The sequence below is a fragment of the Sphingobium naphthae genome (genome assembly GCF_043589935.1).
Lineage (GTDB): Bacteria > Pseudomonadota > Alphaproteobacteria > Sphingomonadales > Sphingomonadaceae > Sphingobium > Sphingobium naphthae_A.
Genome location: NZ_CP171454.1, coordinates 499,932 through 514,595, shown reverse-complemented (window position 1 = coordinate 514,595; position 14,664 = coordinate 499,932). Strand labels below are relative to the sequence as shown.

General features: G+C 63.7%; 21 protein-coding genes. 1 reads left to right on the top strand and 20 read right to left on the bottom strand.

Annotated elements, in window-relative coordinates:
• Positions 1 to 19: 19 nt before the first annotated feature.
• The 18 genes from ACGGKE_RS02545 to ACGGKE_RS02460 all read right to left on the bottom strand — a co-directional run bounded on the left by ACGGKE_RS02545 (position 20) and on the right by ACGGKE_RS02460 (position 12,607).
• On the bottom strand, positions 20 to 208 hold the full coding sequence (locus tag ACGGKE_RS02545) for a hypothetical protein (RefSeq protein WP_048575795.1): 189 nt from the start codon (positions 206 to 208) through the stop codon (positions 20 to 22).
• Between the two features lie 134 nt (positions 209 to 342).
• Entirely contained in the window at positions 343 to 768 is a 426-nt protein-coding gene (locus ACGGKE_RS02540; protein WP_394439824.1) for a hypothetical protein, read from the bottom strand.
• Positions 769 to 832: 64 nt separating this feature from the next.
• Positions 833 to 1,381: an ATP-binding protein gene (locus tag ACGGKE_RS02535; RefSeq protein ID WP_048575797.1), complete on the bottom strand. Its 549-nt coding sequence runs from the start codon at positions 1,379 to 1,381 to the stop codon at positions 833 to 835.
• A gap of 94 nt (positions 1,382 to 1,475) precedes the next feature.
• A complete protein-coding gene (locus ACGGKE_RS02530) occupies positions 1,476 to 1,841 on the bottom strand; it encodes a DUF6283 family protein (RefSeq protein ID WP_048575798.1) in 366 nt (121 codons plus the stop codon).
• Positions 1,838 to 2,380, bottom strand: a complete 543-nt coding sequence (locus ACGGKE_RS02525) for a hypothetical protein (protein ID WP_048575799.1) — start codon at positions 2,378 to 2,380, stop codon at positions 1,838 to 1,840. The genes ACGGKE_RS02530 and ACGGKE_RS02525 overlap by 4 nt, the downstream gene beginning before the upstream one ends.
• Positions 2,381 to 2,503: 123 nt before the next feature.
• Positions 2,504 to 3,100: a DUF1419 domain-containing protein gene (locus tag ACGGKE_RS02520; RefSeq protein WP_066519811.1), complete on the bottom strand. Its 597-nt coding sequence runs from the start codon at positions 3,098 to 3,100 to the stop codon at positions 2,504 to 2,506.
• A gap of 76 nt (positions 3,101 to 3,176) precedes the next feature.
• On the bottom strand, positions 3,177 to 4,916 hold the full coding sequence (locus tag ACGGKE_RS02515; protein ID WP_394439819.1) for an ATP-binding protein: 1,740 nt from the start codon (positions 4,914 to 4,916) through the stop codon (positions 3,177 to 3,179).
• Positions 4,917 to 5,023: 107 nt separating this feature from the next.
• A complete protein-coding gene (locus ACGGKE_RS02510; protein ID WP_048575802.1) occupies positions 5,024 to 5,464 on the bottom strand; it encodes a hypothetical protein in 441 nt (146 codons plus the stop codon).
• Between the two features lie 2 nt (positions 5,465 to 5,466).
• Positions 5,467 to 5,985 (bottom strand): hypothetical protein, encoded by a 519-nt coding sequence (locus ACGGKE_RS02505; protein ID WP_174521978.1) that lies wholly within the window; start codon positions 5,983 to 5,985, stop codon positions 5,467 to 5,469.
• Positions 5,982 to 7,466, bottom strand: coding sequence for a DUF3560 domain-containing protein (locus tag ACGGKE_RS02500; protein ID WP_086485517.1), 1,485 nt, complete (start codon positions 7,464 to 7,466; stop codon positions 5,982 to 5,984). The genes ACGGKE_RS02505 and ACGGKE_RS02500 overlap by 4 nt, the downstream gene beginning before the upstream one ends.
• Before the next feature lie 130 nt (positions 7,467 to 7,596).
• Positions 7,597 to 7,791: a hypothetical protein gene (locus ACGGKE_RS02495; protein WP_048575804.1), complete on the bottom strand. Its 195-nt coding sequence runs from the start codon at positions 7,789 to 7,791 to the stop codon at positions 7,597 to 7,599.
• A gap of 155 nt (positions 7,792 to 7,946) precedes the next feature.
• The gene (locus ACGGKE_RS02490; protein ID WP_048575805.1) at positions 7,947 to 8,348 is read right to left on the bottom strand and encodes a hypothetical protein; all 402 of its coding nucleotides are present in this window, start codon (positions 8,346 to 8,348) and stop codon (positions 7,947 to 7,949) included.
• Positions 8,349 to 8,438: 90 nt separating this feature from the next.
• Positions 8,439 to 8,912 (bottom strand): hypothetical protein, encoded by a 474-nt coding sequence (locus tag ACGGKE_RS02485; RefSeq protein ID WP_048575806.1) that lies wholly within the window; start codon positions 8,910 to 8,912, stop codon positions 8,439 to 8,441.
• Complete coding sequence (locus ACGGKE_RS02480; protein WP_066519806.1) at positions 8,909 to 9,667, bottom strand: hypothetical protein; 759 nt, start codon at positions 9,665 to 9,667, stop codon at positions 8,909 to 8,911. The genes ACGGKE_RS02485 and ACGGKE_RS02480 overlap by 4 nt, the downstream gene beginning before the upstream one ends.
• 374 nt (positions 9,668 to 10,041) lie before the next feature.
• Positions 10,042 to 10,722, bottom strand: coding sequence for a metallophosphoesterase (locus tag ACGGKE_RS02475; RefSeq protein ID WP_048575809.1), 681 nt, complete (start codon positions 10,720 to 10,722; stop codon positions 10,042 to 10,044).
• 11 nt (positions 10,723 to 10,733) lie between these two features.
• A complete protein-coding gene (locus tag ACGGKE_RS02470; protein ID WP_048575810.1) occupies positions 10,734 to 11,381 on the bottom strand; it encodes a hypothetical protein in 648 nt (215 codons plus the stop codon).
• Between the two features lie 97 nt (positions 11,382 to 11,478).
• Positions 11,479 to 12,015, bottom strand: a complete 537-nt coding sequence (locus ACGGKE_RS02465) for a hypothetical protein (protein ID WP_066519796.1) — start codon at positions 12,013 to 12,015, stop codon at positions 11,479 to 11,481.
• Positions 12,016 to 12,088: 73 nt separating this feature from the next.
• Positions 12,089 to 12,607, bottom strand: coding sequence for a hypothetical protein (locus tag ACGGKE_RS02460; protein ID WP_048575812.1), 519 nt, complete (start codon positions 12,605 to 12,607; stop codon positions 12,089 to 12,091).
• A 225-nt stretch (positions 12,608 to 12,832) separates the two neighbouring features.
• Here ACGGKE_RS02460 and ACGGKE_RS02455 point away from each other — a divergent pair, with 225 nt between their 5' ends.
• A complete protein-coding gene (locus ACGGKE_RS02455) occupies positions 12,833 to 13,330 on the top strand; it encodes a MucR family transcriptional regulator (RefSeq protein WP_048575813.1) in 498 nt (165 codons plus the stop codon).
• Between the two features lie 96 nt (positions 13,331 to 13,426).
• Here the strand turns inward: ACGGKE_RS02455 and ACGGKE_RS02450 are convergent, their stop codons facing one another.
• Positions 13,427 to 13,996: an RES family NAD+ phosphorylase gene (locus ACGGKE_RS02450; RefSeq protein WP_048575814.1), complete on the bottom strand. Its 570-nt coding sequence runs from the start codon at positions 13,994 to 13,996 to the stop codon at positions 13,427 to 13,429.
• A 20-nt stretch (positions 13,997 to 14,016) separates the two neighbouring features.
• Positions 14,017 to 14,598, bottom strand: coding sequence for a hypothetical protein (locus ACGGKE_RS02445; RefSeq protein ID WP_048575815.1), 582 nt, complete (start codon positions 14,596 to 14,598; stop codon positions 14,017 to 14,019).
• Positions 14,599 to 14,664: the final 66 nt, after the last annotated feature.

Here is a 14,664-nt window from a genome sequence, read left to right as displayed (position 1 = left end):
GTGACGATGGGAATCGGGATCAGGCGACGTGCAGGACCAGACCTTCGTCCATTGCCGGACGCGTCTCCGTTATGCGGAATGGCTGGATCGGATCGCCCGTGCGCAGGACGAACTGATGGCGTCCGGTGGTCTCGCGTATGCGGATCGCCAGCGCATAGGCTCGGTCGAAATCGCAAAGGCGGGATCTGAGCGGCGACAGTTGGGCCATGATATCCTCCTTGTGTGTGCGTTGAGGAAGCTTTGCGTCCCGCCAGGCGGGCAAGGTCGACGCTGGATCAGGGTCTCAGGTGATGGGCCGTCGCGATCGGAGAAGTGCGAGCAGCGCCATGTGCATTTCGATCATCAGGCGACCGCTTCCACGGCAATGCGGAACGCCGCGCCATTGTCCAGGACGAGGTAGATTTGCGTCCCGGTTTCGATGTCGCAGCTCGCGATGCTGTCGATATTGGCGCTGGTGCCGTGGACTTCCGAAATCACATGCGGCGGACGGTCTTCCTCACGAGCTCCGCCATCGTCACATTTGGCGGCATGCGTCTCCAGAAGCTCTGACAAAAGCCCGGCGATCGTGCTTGCGCGGGTCGGATTGTCGCTGTCGTCCCCGGCGGTGTCGACCACCTCGCGCAGGATCGGCGTCAGCACGTCGTTGATCTGGAAAAGCAGGTTCGACCTTCCGCTATCGCCCAGGCCGTCGAGCAGCCGGTCGGGAATTAGGTTGTTGACGGCATGGGTCGCGTCGTCGACCAGCGCGTCGAATTGATCGTCGTGCATCGGATGTTTCCTTAAAAGGCACGGCCGGAGCCGGCGCGGCAGGCACCGGCCCGATCGTTCGGGATCAGTCGGGATTCTTCCACCGGGCGTGGAAAAAGACGTGCATGGGCACGTGCCGCGCGGCGGCTGCCACGGCGTCCTCGAGCCCCGGACGCCATTCTTCGGGAATCTCGACCATGATATTGGTGCCGCAAAGGCCGCCATCCGGCTCGACCGCGATCGGCGCTTCACCAGTCCAGGCCTCGGCTGGAATCGTCACGCTCCATGCGGGTTCGGTTTCATCGGGACCGGACCGGACGATCGTATGCCGTCCAACCAGGCTCGATAGCGCGAGGCCAGATGAAGGCTGCGACCGCAGACGGGCCGCGCGCCAACCGAAGGCGTCCAGTGCGAGCAAGGCCCGTGGACTGTCGATCCCCGAGCCATTGTCAAGGACGGAGAGGGTCGGACGTCCTTCATAATCGAACGTTTCGACATGGATCCGGCAGGCACCGGCGCGTTGGGCGATGCGGAACAGTTCGCGTAAGATCGTATCGAGCGGACCGGGCGGCTCGTCGGCCTGTGTGAAGCCGGAACGGCCGCTTGTCGTGCGTGTCGAGGTGGAAAATGACATAGGAGTCTCCTGACTGGCAGCGAACCCATCGCCGCACCCCTCCCGCCACCTTCCCTTCCATCAGGGCGATTGAGCCGTTCACTGACCGAGGACGTCAACGCTGGGCGGTCATCCTGGCCCGAACACGCTCCAGCCATTTGTCCGGGTTGCAGTGGTGATCGATAAACTCGTGGGACCACGCGAACACCGTCGCGGTGTCGGGCTCGACCGTGTCGAGCGCATCGCCATAGTCGGGATGGTGCGCACCTTTGCACGAGTTGCGCATGAATATGAGCGCGCCGGCGCACATGGCGCGGGCATCGGTGCCGTCGCCCGGGATGGTCTTATGGCATGGCAGCGGCGGCCCATCGAACTGGATTTGCTGCGTGAAGTCTTCCGGCCGATAGCCGCCAAGCCAGCCGGCAGGATGGTCGCGGCGCCAGGGGCACTCGTTGCACGGCCGTTTGAGCAGGGGCTTCACGCCGCACCTGCCCGCAGGGTGTGCAGCGTTTCATTCATGAGCCAGCGGGTCGGGCCGCCGAAGATCTCGGTGTCGGATATGACATAATATCCGCCCGCAAAGGAGCGGCACCCGTCGTCCTCCTCGTTACCTTCCGCCCACTGAAAACCGAAGGGCAACGCGGATTTGCAGACCTTCTGGATCAGCGAGGCGATTGACGGAACGTCGACATCATGGCCGCTGATGAATGCGAACTGCGCTTTGCCCTCCGGATCGCCCCGGATACTGAGGTCGGCGTCAAAGCCGAGAAAGCCGGGATCGGACCAGAGGTCGAAGAAGCCGGCGAAAGGATCGTCTTCTTCCGGTTTCTTCGGGAAGGTGATCTTGAAAGCGTCGCTGCGGGATGCGTAGTAAGCTTTCACCGTCTGCATGCCGTCGATCGGAAGTTCGGCGAAATCGCTGGACAGCTCATCGGCCACGGCAAAGCATTCTTCGAGTAACAGGGCTTCGTGCGGCATCACCGGAATGGCGAAAGCCGTTCGCACAAAATTGTTGGTCATGTTTCGGCTCCTTGATGAAAATGACGGGATTTGGCTCGACCGGGCGAATCCCGTTCGGTCACCGATCGCGTCATCGGGGTTCGCGGGCGGCTCCTCGTGGAGCGGAAGGTCTCGCGGACGCAGCTAGATCGTCGGCCCGTGCGGCAGCCGGTCGGCGATCTCGGCGTCGGTGAGATTTTCGAGAAGCTTCTGGACAGTGCCGACGCCCGGTTCATGGACGAGGATGGACCGTTTGCCGTGATGCTCGGTGGGCCAGGCGTCGGGATTGAACTGACCTGCGAGACCGCGAAAATCATCGTGCGTGCGCTCCCAGATCAAATCCAGGGCGGCGTCTCGCGACAGGTTGGCCATAGCGACCTTCTCATACGCGATGATCGCGGCCCGCATCGCGTCGGGGCTGCTGCGATCGCCGAGGTTGCAATATCCGGTGAACCAGCGCCTGCGTCCGTCGATGCTATCGATCTCGAAGAAAACCGAGCCGACGAAGCCGGCCTTGAGCTCGGACAAAGCGAACATCCCGGCTCGCATGAAGAGCGGCGGCAGCACTTCAAGCATCGTGTCATAGCCCTCGCGGTCCACCTCGAACCACGTATTTTCGTAGGCTTTCCCGGAGATTCGATCCTCGAACGGGCAGTCGGGAATCCGGTTGAACAACTCGAACATCTGCTTGCGCGTCGCAACGCCGTCGAAGATTTTCGTGAAGGGCGGCTTTTGTGTCATGGCACGGCTCCTTGTGGACGCGGCCCGACGCGCCGCGCGAAACGACGCGCCGGACATGCGCGAGGGGAAAGCTTGGCTACTCGGCGGCGTCGACCGAAGGCGCGTCGTCATTGTCCGCGAAGGCGGCCTCGACCAGATGGTTGACCGCCTGCATGCTGATCGCCCGGTCCTTGGGGATCAGCCAGGTGACATGCTGGCGCAACGCCTCGCGCACGCGCTCGAGGACCGCCGCATCCTCGCCGAGAAGCAGCATGTTCGCGGCGAAGCGGGCCTGCATCTCGAATGCCGCCTGTTGGGTGTAATGGCTGTCGGCGTCGCAATCCTCGTTGGGCCAGAAGCAGGAGGCTTCGAGCAGCGAGGCGAGTTCGCCGGGCGTGATCGCGCAGTCGGTGCCGAGCAGGATGGCGACGTCGTCGAGGTCGCTGCAACAGTCGGTGGGGACGATCAGCACATCGGCGGGGAATGCGAGGATGTCGGCGGGTTCCTCGGAATCGGCGGTGGCCCGCACTGCGAGCTCGAGCGTGATCGCGCCGACGCGGCCGGAATCGACGTCGTCGGGAACCGATGCCCCGTCGTCATAGTGGAACGTCTCGTTGTCCGTCTCGACCTGAAAGGACAGCCCCAGGACGCGCGGGAGCGCATTGTACCAGCCATATCCGGCGAATTCGAGCATCGCGCGAACGGGCGAGCCGCCGAGACCATCTGCGGATTTCAGCGCGCGGTCGACGCACTGCTCGATGTTCGCGGATAGCGTGGGCATGATGACCATCGGTTCCCCGGCGATCCGCTCACCCGGAAAGATGTCGTTCGTTTCGGCGATGCGGGGTGTCCAGAGGTGCAGGAAGGGCGCCGCCTCGGGCAGCGAGATGCCGAGTTCTCGCGCGCGGAGCCATTGTGTGTAGGAAAGCCGATGATGGCCCTCACGGGCGATGGTGCGGAAAATCGCCGCTTGGCAGGCTTCGCGCAGGGCGTCGAGCGCCGTATTCTGGACCATTTCCTTGCGTGCCGGAAGCACAAACTGCAAATTTTTCGCGTCCACGATGTCGACCTTGGCATACCAACCGCGCCCGCCATCGGCGTCATGGACATGCGGCAGGCGGCACGGGACGGTGAGGCCATGGAAGTTGATTCGGGCCTGCTCGCGGTGGGGCGTGTACTTGTCGAGAAAAACGCCGATGCTGCACCCGTTCCAGTTTTCGACGCGCACGGCCTCTTTCAAAAAGGCTTCATGGGCCTGCCGCTCCTCGCCATAAAAGACCGGAAGCGGATAGAAGCGCGCCGCGTTTTTCACCGCTTCTCCAAGCTCGTCGATCCACGCCTTGGACAATTCGATTTCGATTTCGGTGCCCTTGGCGATTATTGCCGGGACAAGTTCGAGCGGCTCCCCGCTCTCCCACTCCTGCGGCGGGATCGTCACTTGCCATCCGTCCTCGGCGTCGGCGGGGCGCGACCGGATGACGACATGGCGACCGGCAAGGCTGAAGACACCCATGCCCGCCGGATCCTCGCTGCGGGCAATGTCGCTGTCCCAGCCTGAGTCGCCGAGCGCGAGAAGCTTGGTCGGATCGGCTATGCCTCTGCCATCGTCGCGGATGCGCAGGATCGTGGCGCTATCCCGGTCGAACCGGCGGATGTCGACGCGAGTGGCACCTGCTCTGCGGGCGTTCTGGAGGAGCTCGTGGAGCGCGTCGGCGACGCAGCCGGCAAAAAGTCTTGTCGCCTTGTGGATGATCGACTCGCCGACACTGGCGTGGATCGTGGTGGGAAATGTCATGTGAGCCTCCTGGGTTGCCGCGACCTCATCGCCGCACCCCATCACTCTCCCTTCGCTCCACGGCCGGGCCGCGCCGCCGAGCGGTGGCCGCTCGGCGGGATCATGCCGGTGTCGGATGTTAGGAGGGGCGCGATCGGGGAGCCGCGCGGTCAGGGGGCAGTTCGCTCGAAAATAGCCTCGCCGTTGGAGAACACGTCCAAGCGGACGAGGGTCGCGAACCGCTTCTTGAAACCGACCGCGATCTGGTCGACCCAGCGTTGCGCCAACCCTTCCTGACCGGGATGGATGTCGTGGCGCAGGACCACCCAATATGCGATGCAGCCGCAATATTCCGAGATGCCGAAGCGGGCGTAGCGGTTCATGGCGACAATACGGTCTTCGCGGTCGATCCAGCCGGTCGCGGTCCATGCCGAAGGATAGAGCGCGAGCACCTGTTCGCGGAAATCCTCGACGATGAAGTCCCAATCGTCCTGGGCCGCGACTTGGCTGAAATGGCGGGTATAGGGCTCGTCGTCGTCTTCGATCCAGCCCGCGTCCCACTGCGAGAAGGCGACATACGCCTCGCTGGGATAGGATACCGAGCGCCCCATCGTCAGCTCTCCTCGTCGGAAGGCGGCTGCACGCTGGTCGGCCGCGTGGCGACTGGTCCGCCGTTCGCAGCGGATTCGGGATCTTGTCGCAGGGATTCCGGCCTGATCGTCGGATGAGCGGGATCGGACCAGTCGATATGGTCGATGATCCAGCCCGGCACGAAGTCCCAGTCGAAACAGAGGTCGTAGCCGTCGGCGACCGCGCTCCAGGCCGCCTCGACGGCGCCGGTCCAGCCCACGACGGTCAAGCGCAGGTCGGCGGTGCCGACGGCATTGCAGGTTTCGCGGATAGCGAGTGCCAGGGCGATGGCATCCGGATCGGTGGCGGGACGGTCGCGCAATGTCAGCACCCCCTCCCAGAGGCAGGCGGCGGTTTCGAGCGCGAATTCGAGCGTGTCCGTCTGCGTGACGCCGCTCCGGTTTTGCGCAGCGGGCGCGATCTCGACCTTCTCGAAATCGCCGGGCCACGGGACGTCGATGGGCGATGGGATATCGGGCGGAGTGTTGCTGCCGGTCGTCATGCTGCGGCCTCCTCGTTCGCGGCCTGGCGGGCGCCCTCCTCCAGGGTGTCGAGGTCGATCGGCAGCGGTTTGGCGGGCTTGTCGGTGATGATGACCACCGCGTCGGGCTTGTAGAATTCAACGCCGATCGTCGAGATACGGATGCGGGCGACAGGTTCGCCGGACCGCACACGCTCATTGCCCTTCCATTCCATTCGCACGCGGTGCCCGTCGGCGGCGATCTCGACGGTCTTGAACGGGTCATAGTCGCCCTTCGCATTGGCCGAATAGGTGGCCTGTGTCGTCGCGTAGACCGCGTTGGCCCTGGCGGTGCTGCGCTTGCCGATGCAGGCCGCAACCATGCGCAGATTCCAGATCGCCTGGAGTTGCTCGGCCTGTTCGCGCGATGGATTGATCAGAGGCACGGTGTCCGGTTTGGCCGAGGCTTGACGGGCCTTCTTTTCCGGCACGGTGTATCCGCACGCTTGCATCAGGTCGCGCCAGTCGCCCTCGCTGAGCTCGAGGGAATTCTCCGACGCGATATGCGCCGGGAGCGGGACCGGGCTTTCGAGCCGGAACCGTCCGGCGTCGATTGCTGTGGATTTGGGACTTTCGGCGCCATGCTCGCGGGCGAAGGCCTGGATGATGACCGGGGTCAGCTCGCCGTCATAGCGCGGCACGTCGCCGAGCATCGACCGCTCGAACGCGAGCCGGTGCAGGATATGTTCGATCCAACGGCGGCGGTTGGGGCCGCCCGCGGCAAGCTTGGCGCCCTCGACACACTGCTGCCGGGCATCGGCGGGCGTGATCTCGCCATTGTCGACCTTGTAATAGAGATCGTAGCTCGCCCAGATCGTGCGGGAATCCATGTTGCCGAGCGCGTGGCGGATCTGTTCGTCGCTCGTGATATCCTCCCAGATCGCCAGTGCCGCATGGGCTCTGTTGATGCCGCGCTGAAGGTCGCGCAGTTCGGCCAGCAGCGTCTTGATCCGGTTGGCCCGCGTGCGCGGGTTGTTCTTCATGTTGGCGAAATGCTCGACGCCGCTCGCGCGACCCAGCCAGTAGGTCGCGGCCTTTTCGGCGTTCACGGCGGCGCTCGATGCCGAATGCATGCGCTCCTGCGTCCGGCGCGCCTGACGTTCGCTATGATGGCCGACAAGGATGGGCTGGCCCATGTAGAAGGCTTGCGAGAGTTCATCGGCGCGCCGGGAAAAGGCATTGGCCTGGGCGTGCCGCTTGTGGGAAAGATCTTCGAGCCGCTCGGCCTTGATGGCGGCGCGCTCGGCCAGCGTCATTTCCTCGGGCTCGATCTCACCGGCCAGTTCGATGGCGAGGTCTTCGCGCTGCGGCGTCCATTTCGGCGCCACGAAAAGCTCCTGTTTCGGAGCCCATTTGAAGCCCGCTTCCTTGACACGGGCATAGGTCTCGGCATCGAGGCGGGACGATGCGTAGAGGTGGATCTTGTTGTCCTCCGGGCTGTATGTCGCGGTGAAGCTGATCATTGATGGTCCTTTCAAACGCCCGCCAGCATCCTGTGCCGGGGCGGATCGGTGCATTTGCATGTCCCGGAATCACGAAGCCCGGCGCGATGGCCGGGCTTCGTGCGTGGGTAGAAATGTCGGTGGTGGAGAACTATTCGCGCAGGTCTCCGGCGGCTACGTCGCCGACCCAGGACGCAGCTTCCTCGAAATCGGGATCGTCTTCATCGACCAGCGCCGCGAGCGCGACAGCCCCGGTCCGGCCGAGCTGACCGAGACGCTGGAGGGCGGCATAGAGGACCGGCGCAAGCTGCTCGGGTGTTGCGGTGTCGAGATCGTCCGTGTTCATGCAAATGCTCCTGATTATGGAGGGATGGCGGTCGGGGACAGCCCGCGGCGCGGGCGATACGATCCGGTGCTCCCGACCATTCGCACCGGAAATTCCGGAAAATCGGGGTCATTCCGTAAGTGTGGCGGCCGATAGGCGGGCCATGTTCGGCACGATCAGCCGCCCGCTCTCTCGGGCTTGTCGAGTAGCACGACCGCGATCGACGGTTTTTCGGACACATCGGATTTGCGGCTGTCGTAGGGGTGGCGGCCTTCCTCCGCGATCGTAAACATGTCGAACACCGGGACTGGTGAACCTCCGCCATCGGGCACGGTCATGCTCGCATCGTGGTAGCAAATGTCGATGCAGCGTGGCGGTCCGCCGGTGCGGTAAGGACCGAAATAGAAGGTGACGCGCAGCCCCTCGCTCGTTTTCGCGCTCACCGTGAAGCCCCCGTCGGGAATGTCGATCGGCAACGTCGGGACATGGTTGAAGATGGCAAAGCCGACGTTCTCGGCATCGGCGCTGGTCATGACGGGCAATTGGGTGATGCTCGCCGGTGAAGGTTGGTGATCCATGCGAATGTCCCCTAGGTTGCTGTGATGGTCTGGGAGCTCGCCTGGCGGCGACCAGGCGATCATTTGTTCCGGCGGAAACCCGCAGCGAGATCAGGAGCGGCGACAGGCCTTTTCATCCGGCGTTTCTATTTGGGCGTAGCGCCTGCCGCCGCTACGGCGCTTGCGGATCCGGCCATCGAGAAACGCATCGGCCCATCGCTCCGCCTCCGCCGCACGGGCGCCGCCGGCGCACTCATCGGCTTGCTCGAAGATCGCATATGCGAGGGCATATTGCTGCCTTTCCGGCAGGGCCAGGAGCGCGGTGGCGATCGGCAGGGCGGTCTCGTTGAATTCGAGCACGTGTCGCCCGCCTCCATGATGCATCAGTATGGCGACCCGGCCTTTGCTGCCGATACCCGTGGGTCGGGCGATCCGAACATCGTGTGATGCGTAGGTGATCGAAGCGCGCGAGGTTTCTGTGTCGCCGGGATGGAAGACGCGATCTTCGCGGCTGGGAAGAGGATGGGCGAGGATCTCATAGCGGTCGAAGTTCTCGACCCTGCGGATGCGGTTCATGGCGGTCATGCTCCTGCCATCAGCGCGGTCGCCCGACTTTCCGAAGCGCAGGCCGCGTCGACGTTGGCGATCCATTCCGGATCGATACAGACGCTGTCCACCGCCCAACCGCTGACGGATGCGGGAACCGGTTCACCCTGGTCTCGGGGAATCATGACGAGGTCACCGGAATCGGCGCCCTCGACGTCGTAGTCGACCACGCGAACCGTGATAGGCCGGTCGGCGGCGATACCCTGGACAAGACCGCCGTCGAGCGTGACGACGATATTGGCTTCGACCGGGAACGGGGTGTCGCAATTGATCCGCGTGCAGAGATCATCGATTGCATCCGGGGATAGCGATTTGTGACGGCCGAGGTTGCTGCCGGTATCGGCAAGATCGGACGGACAGTGGTGCCGCTGGTATCCGCGAAGCGCCGCAAGAACGGTCGACCGCTCGCGGTCGTCGAGCGCCAGGGTGGTCATGCCCTGAAGTTCGGACTTTTCGAGCCGGACATCGAATCCGGAGGCATCGGCAAGCTTGCTGACATCGACGTCGGTGACATTGAGGCCGAACACCGCGAGCTGGACCAACTGCGCCGCGGCCAACCCAAGCTGCCAGCAGTCCCCATCGACCAGCGACAGGGATACGGGATCGAGATCGGCGCGAAACGCGTTCACGCGCTCTGCCGCGGCGATGCACGCCTCTCGTTCGCTGGCGTGATAGCTGATGGACGCCGGCGTTTGCGAGAAATGGAATGTTGTGACGACATAAATATCCATCATGGGTCTCCAATGGCGATGACGAATGTCAGGTGGCGGCGATCAGGCGGCGCGCCGGCCGTCGTCCTGCCGAAGTCCGAGATCGGCGACGGTAAGAAGGTCGGACCGGGGTTCGAGACGATCGAACGCGGCGGTCAGGTCGTCGTGACGATGATTTCCATAATGCTGCTCCTCAGGCGGCCAGTCGCGTGGGCGGGGTGTCGGGTTCGAAAAGGGAAGTTCGCGGTGGATGCGCTCAGCGCGCCTCGCAGGTCGGGCAAGCGCGTGGACCGGTGCCCGCGTACGAGCCGCTAACATGGTCGTTGCGGTCCGCGACCTTGCGGGACATCACCTTGCGGCCCGCCCCATCGAGCGGGGGCCGGGTTCGACAAGGACGGTTATGCGATTTCTTCCAGCGTCAGCCTGCCGGTGGCGAAGCATCCGGTATCGATCCAGCTCATGTTCGCGGCGGTGACGGACTCGGCGAGCGGCGTGTGGCCGAAATAGACATGATCGACGTTGCGGATCGGCGGCAGGGGGAGGTTACGTTTCGCGGTTCGCACGCGATCGCGCGTCCACATGGCGTATTCCTGCACCTGGGGGCAGTCGAGACGTTCGATGAACGCGTCCCAATCGTCGCCCGGCACGTCGGCGTGGACGAAGCCGATCTTGCGGCCCGAGGGTGAGATCACGGTAAGCGCGACCGGAAGCGCCATCGCCAAGGCGGCGAGACGATTCCTTTCGTCGGCAGGCAGATGGGCAAGCCAGATCCCGCCGTTGATGATGTGCATGGTGGGATCGCCGTTGACGGCCTGGATCATCAGCTCCTCGTGATTGCCGCGAATGCTGGTGAACCAGGGTTCTGTGAGCAGCGCCAGGACCTCAGCGCTTTTGGGGCCGCGGTCGACGAGGTCACCGAGGGCAACCAGCCGATCGCGTCCCGTGTCGAAGCCAACAAGCCGGAGCTGCTGCATCAATTCATCGTAGCAGCCGTGAATATCACCGCAGACGAAGAGACGCCCCCGTGACACGGATTTCGGGCGCGCGAGGACGCACGCGTGGGCAGCAATGATTTCCATGACGCAGCTCCTCAGGCGACGAGCCGCGAGGGCGGTGTGTCAGGTTCGGAAAGATGAAGTTCGCGGCGGATGCGTCGTGCCAGGGTGTCGGGCGCCATCAGGTCAGCGATGTCCCCCCAATGGTTGCGATCGCCGCAATAGTCCTTGCGGCCGGTGACACGGCGGAACATGATCTCGCGGCCGCGCCCCATACAGCCGAGGCTGATCTGGACGTATATCTGTTCGCCGTGCAGAATGATCTCGCCCGACACCGAGATTCCTCCTTGCACCGAACGAATATCGAAGCTGTCTTCGGGCAGGCGAAGCGCGTCGGCCAACCGGCGGAGCGCCTTGCGCGCGTCCGAGTGGAACAGCTTCTTGGCGGCCTCGTCATAGGCAACGCCTTTGTGAGCCAGCGCGATGAGCGCGGGCTTGCGCCTGAGATCGGCAATGGCATCCATGCAGGCGCGCCGCAGTTCGACATTGGGACGCTCGATCCGAGAGGCGATGTCGCCGAGGTGACGTGCAAGCAGAATTACGGCGGGATCGCTTTCGTGAGGCCGCCCGGCGTTGCGGCAATCCGTGATCGCGGCATTGAGGGCGTGCAAGGCGGTCGGCAGCGTGATCAGCGCCGAGGGATCGAGCGCCTGCTGAAAGCGAAAGGCAATGTCGTACGACATGGGGTCAGGCTCCTGAGGTCCGGGCGCATCAACACACCCGCCTCAATCCTTCCCCCTCCTCCCCAGTCGGGCGTCGCGGCAGCACCGCGGCCGAGGATCAGGTTCTTTTTGCGCGCGCCCGGAATAGCAGCCGGGTCAATTGATGCTCGCTGGCGCAGAGCACCGACAGGATATGGACGCCGCGGCTGAAAGAGCCACCGACACCGTCCCGGGCCTGGTAGGCGTCGATCGCCTCGAACGCGGTTTGGCCCAATTCGCCGACGCGCTCGACCGCCTGTTCGACGATCGGAGCGAGCCGCGCCGCGTCCAGTGCCATGATCTCCGTTGGCGGTTCAGCGCGTATCGGGGCCGTTTCCATCGGCCGGTCATCGCTGGAAGTCGTCCGGTGTGGGAGCGGCGCGGGTTCGAGGGTCTCTGCGCTAGTCCCGCTCGGCTCATCAGCCGCGGCACGGCCGAGAGCGTCGCGCAATTCGTCGATCTGACGCTGCATGTCGTTCGCCCAAGCCATCAGCTCCGGCTTTCCGATCGGGATATCGATCTGGGTGAACTCCCGGTTGATGGCGCGGGCATCGGCTTGGGTTCCCACTATCCTGGTGTGAAGCGTGCCGGGTTCGACGGCGGTGTAGAAGATCATGGGTTTGAATCCTGGTCTATCGTGTTGAGGCGACAGCGATGAAGGTGGTCGGCTTCTATTGATCGGAGCCCCATCAGCCCGGGAGGTAGCGAGAGAAGAAGGCATTTCGCTCGGCGTCGGTGCTCAGCTGCACGAAGCGACCGGCGGGATGAAGATAGATGATGACCGGACAGCCGCGATCGGACAGTCGTCGAATATTGAAGCCGCTGCCCTTGCTTGTGCCATCCCAGATCACGAGACCGGCGCCTGCGAGGAGCGACATTTCGCGGTCTTTCGCGCTATGCCACTCGCGTGTGCCCGGACGCGCATCGGACTTTACGCGCGTGACCGGCCAGCCTCCGATATTGTTCCGGGGCGTGGATCCGGTGCAGAACACGGTCACCGCGTCGACGTTCCAATCCGAAAGATAGAGCTGCACGGCCGTATCGACGCCGCGGGCATCGCCGACCAGCACCGGGACGCCGTCGTCGACAATCTTGCCGAGGCGAGCCTTCACTGCCTGGGGAAGTTGCCGGATGGAAAGCGAGCCGGATACGAAAATCGGCTCTGCGTGCCGACGACGGTCGGGCGCGATCATGTGAACGGCGGTCATGGCTATAGCCTCCCTATTGGATCACCATCAACCACCCCCTTCTCTCCTCCGGCCCGTCGCGGCGACGGCGGTCGGCCATTTTCGGATGCGTAGCCCGTCCGGCGGCAAGCCGGGTCACTGGCCCGGCAAGTGGGGCGCATGGAAGCTCTGGCCGTGCCCGCAACGACTTGCTATCGGGTGTCCGTCTTCGCAGCCGCATTATTCCTCACGACAAGGAAGAACGACATGACAGAGAAGGTCGATACGGCAGAAATACTCATAACGCTTACCGCCGATATCGTGGCCGCGCATGTCTCGAACAACAGCGTCGCCGTTGGTGACTTACCCGTGTTGATCCAGAATATTCACGGTGCGCTGAACAGTCTTCGGGAGCCGGCAGTGCTGCCGGACATCAAACCTGAACCGGCGGTTTCGATCCGTGCTTCGGTCAAGCCCGATTACATCGTATGTCTCGAAGACGGCAAGAAGTTGAAGATGCTCAAGCGGCATCTGATGACACACTATCAGATGAGCCCTGCCGACTATCGGACCAAGTGGAATTTGCCTTCCGATTACCCGATGGTTGCTCCCAATTACGCCGAACAGCGCCGGTCGCTCGCCAAGAAAATCGGGCTTGGTCGTAAGCCAAGGACGGTGGAAACCGCTCCGGCCCCTAAGGCGAAGAAAACGCCGACAACCCGGCGACCGCGCAAGAAGCCGACCGAGGCAGAGCAGTCAGCATAGCATGAAGCCGCAGGGCGCCGCTCTTCGCGCCCCGGTGGTGACGACGCCTCGGATAGGTCAGCGCCTGGGAGGCGCCTTCGAAGTTGAAACGGGACTCTATAGCTCAATCAATTCGTAGCCTCTCGGCTTCAGTATCTTCCGGGTCCAGTCCTTGCCGATCGGCAGGTTTTCGCTGACCAGGTCAATCGCGGAATCGGCGCGTTCGAACAATGCGACACAAAGCTGATCGGTATCGAAGCGTGAACGGTACTGGATGCCGTCAAGCGCGGTGTCAGCGTAGACGAACGCGGAGATCGTCTGCGTCGTGGCATAGGCATCCCGATGGATTGCGGGATCGAAGTCCGCCGAAACGCCCGCGGCCGTCGTTTGGAACCAGGCGAGGCCAGGGCCATGCAGCTTTGCGAGGCGGAGCGTTCGCGTGGTGACGAAGGCGGCGGCGCGCTTCTGCTGGACGCGGTCCCATAGGACGTCCCGGTCGCCTGGTGTCCGCAGCAGGCTCTCGGTAAATGGACCGGTCAAGCTCTTGCCGAGATAGAGGACGCCGTAGCGCCCTTGAGGGTCGTCCCAGCGCCATGTCGCGTCCTTGCGCCCATACCAGCGCGCGGGAACGGATGCGCCGTGCACGCGGTGGAGCGTTTGCCCGGCGGCGATGGTCGCCACCGGCATAGTAGCGCGAGCGACCATCGTCAGTCGTCGAGCGTACCGGCGAAGCGTATGACGCGATCGACGTCCGCCTCATTGCCCTTGATCAGGTCGATCGGCCGCGCGTCGCCCAGACCTCCATCGCCGCTCACCAGATATTGCAGCACGGCCCATCCGCCGGCGCCGGGCGCGGCGGCAAGAATGCGCGACATTGCAGGACGGATGGTGTCGCCGTCGAACTGGAATGCCGGAAACAGCTTGGCGCCATTGTCTTCGACCATCAGCAGGCGGCGATCGCGGGCGGCCTTGTAGACGGCTTGCACGGTCTTGTGGCCGAGAAGCTTGCGCACCGCCTCGGCGTCGAACGCGCCGCCCGCTTCGTCGATCAGCCGGCGCTTGAAGGCGATTGCCCGTGTGATGTCCTCCGCTTTGTCGGGATCATCGGTTTCGACCGATGGGATTCCGCGCGCGATATTGAAGACGAGCGCCGCAACATCGACGCTGCCGATCGCGGCCGCCTTGGCGGCGGGCGGCATCATCTTGATGATGCGGTCGGCGCTCGCCATTATCCGGTCGCGCAGGATGCTATCGACATCGACGGTTGCGGTGCTGGCGGGACGGGACATGGGGGCACTCCTAGTTTAATGAGTTACATTTAGCGGATTATCGCGACCAATTCAACCAGCATTCTG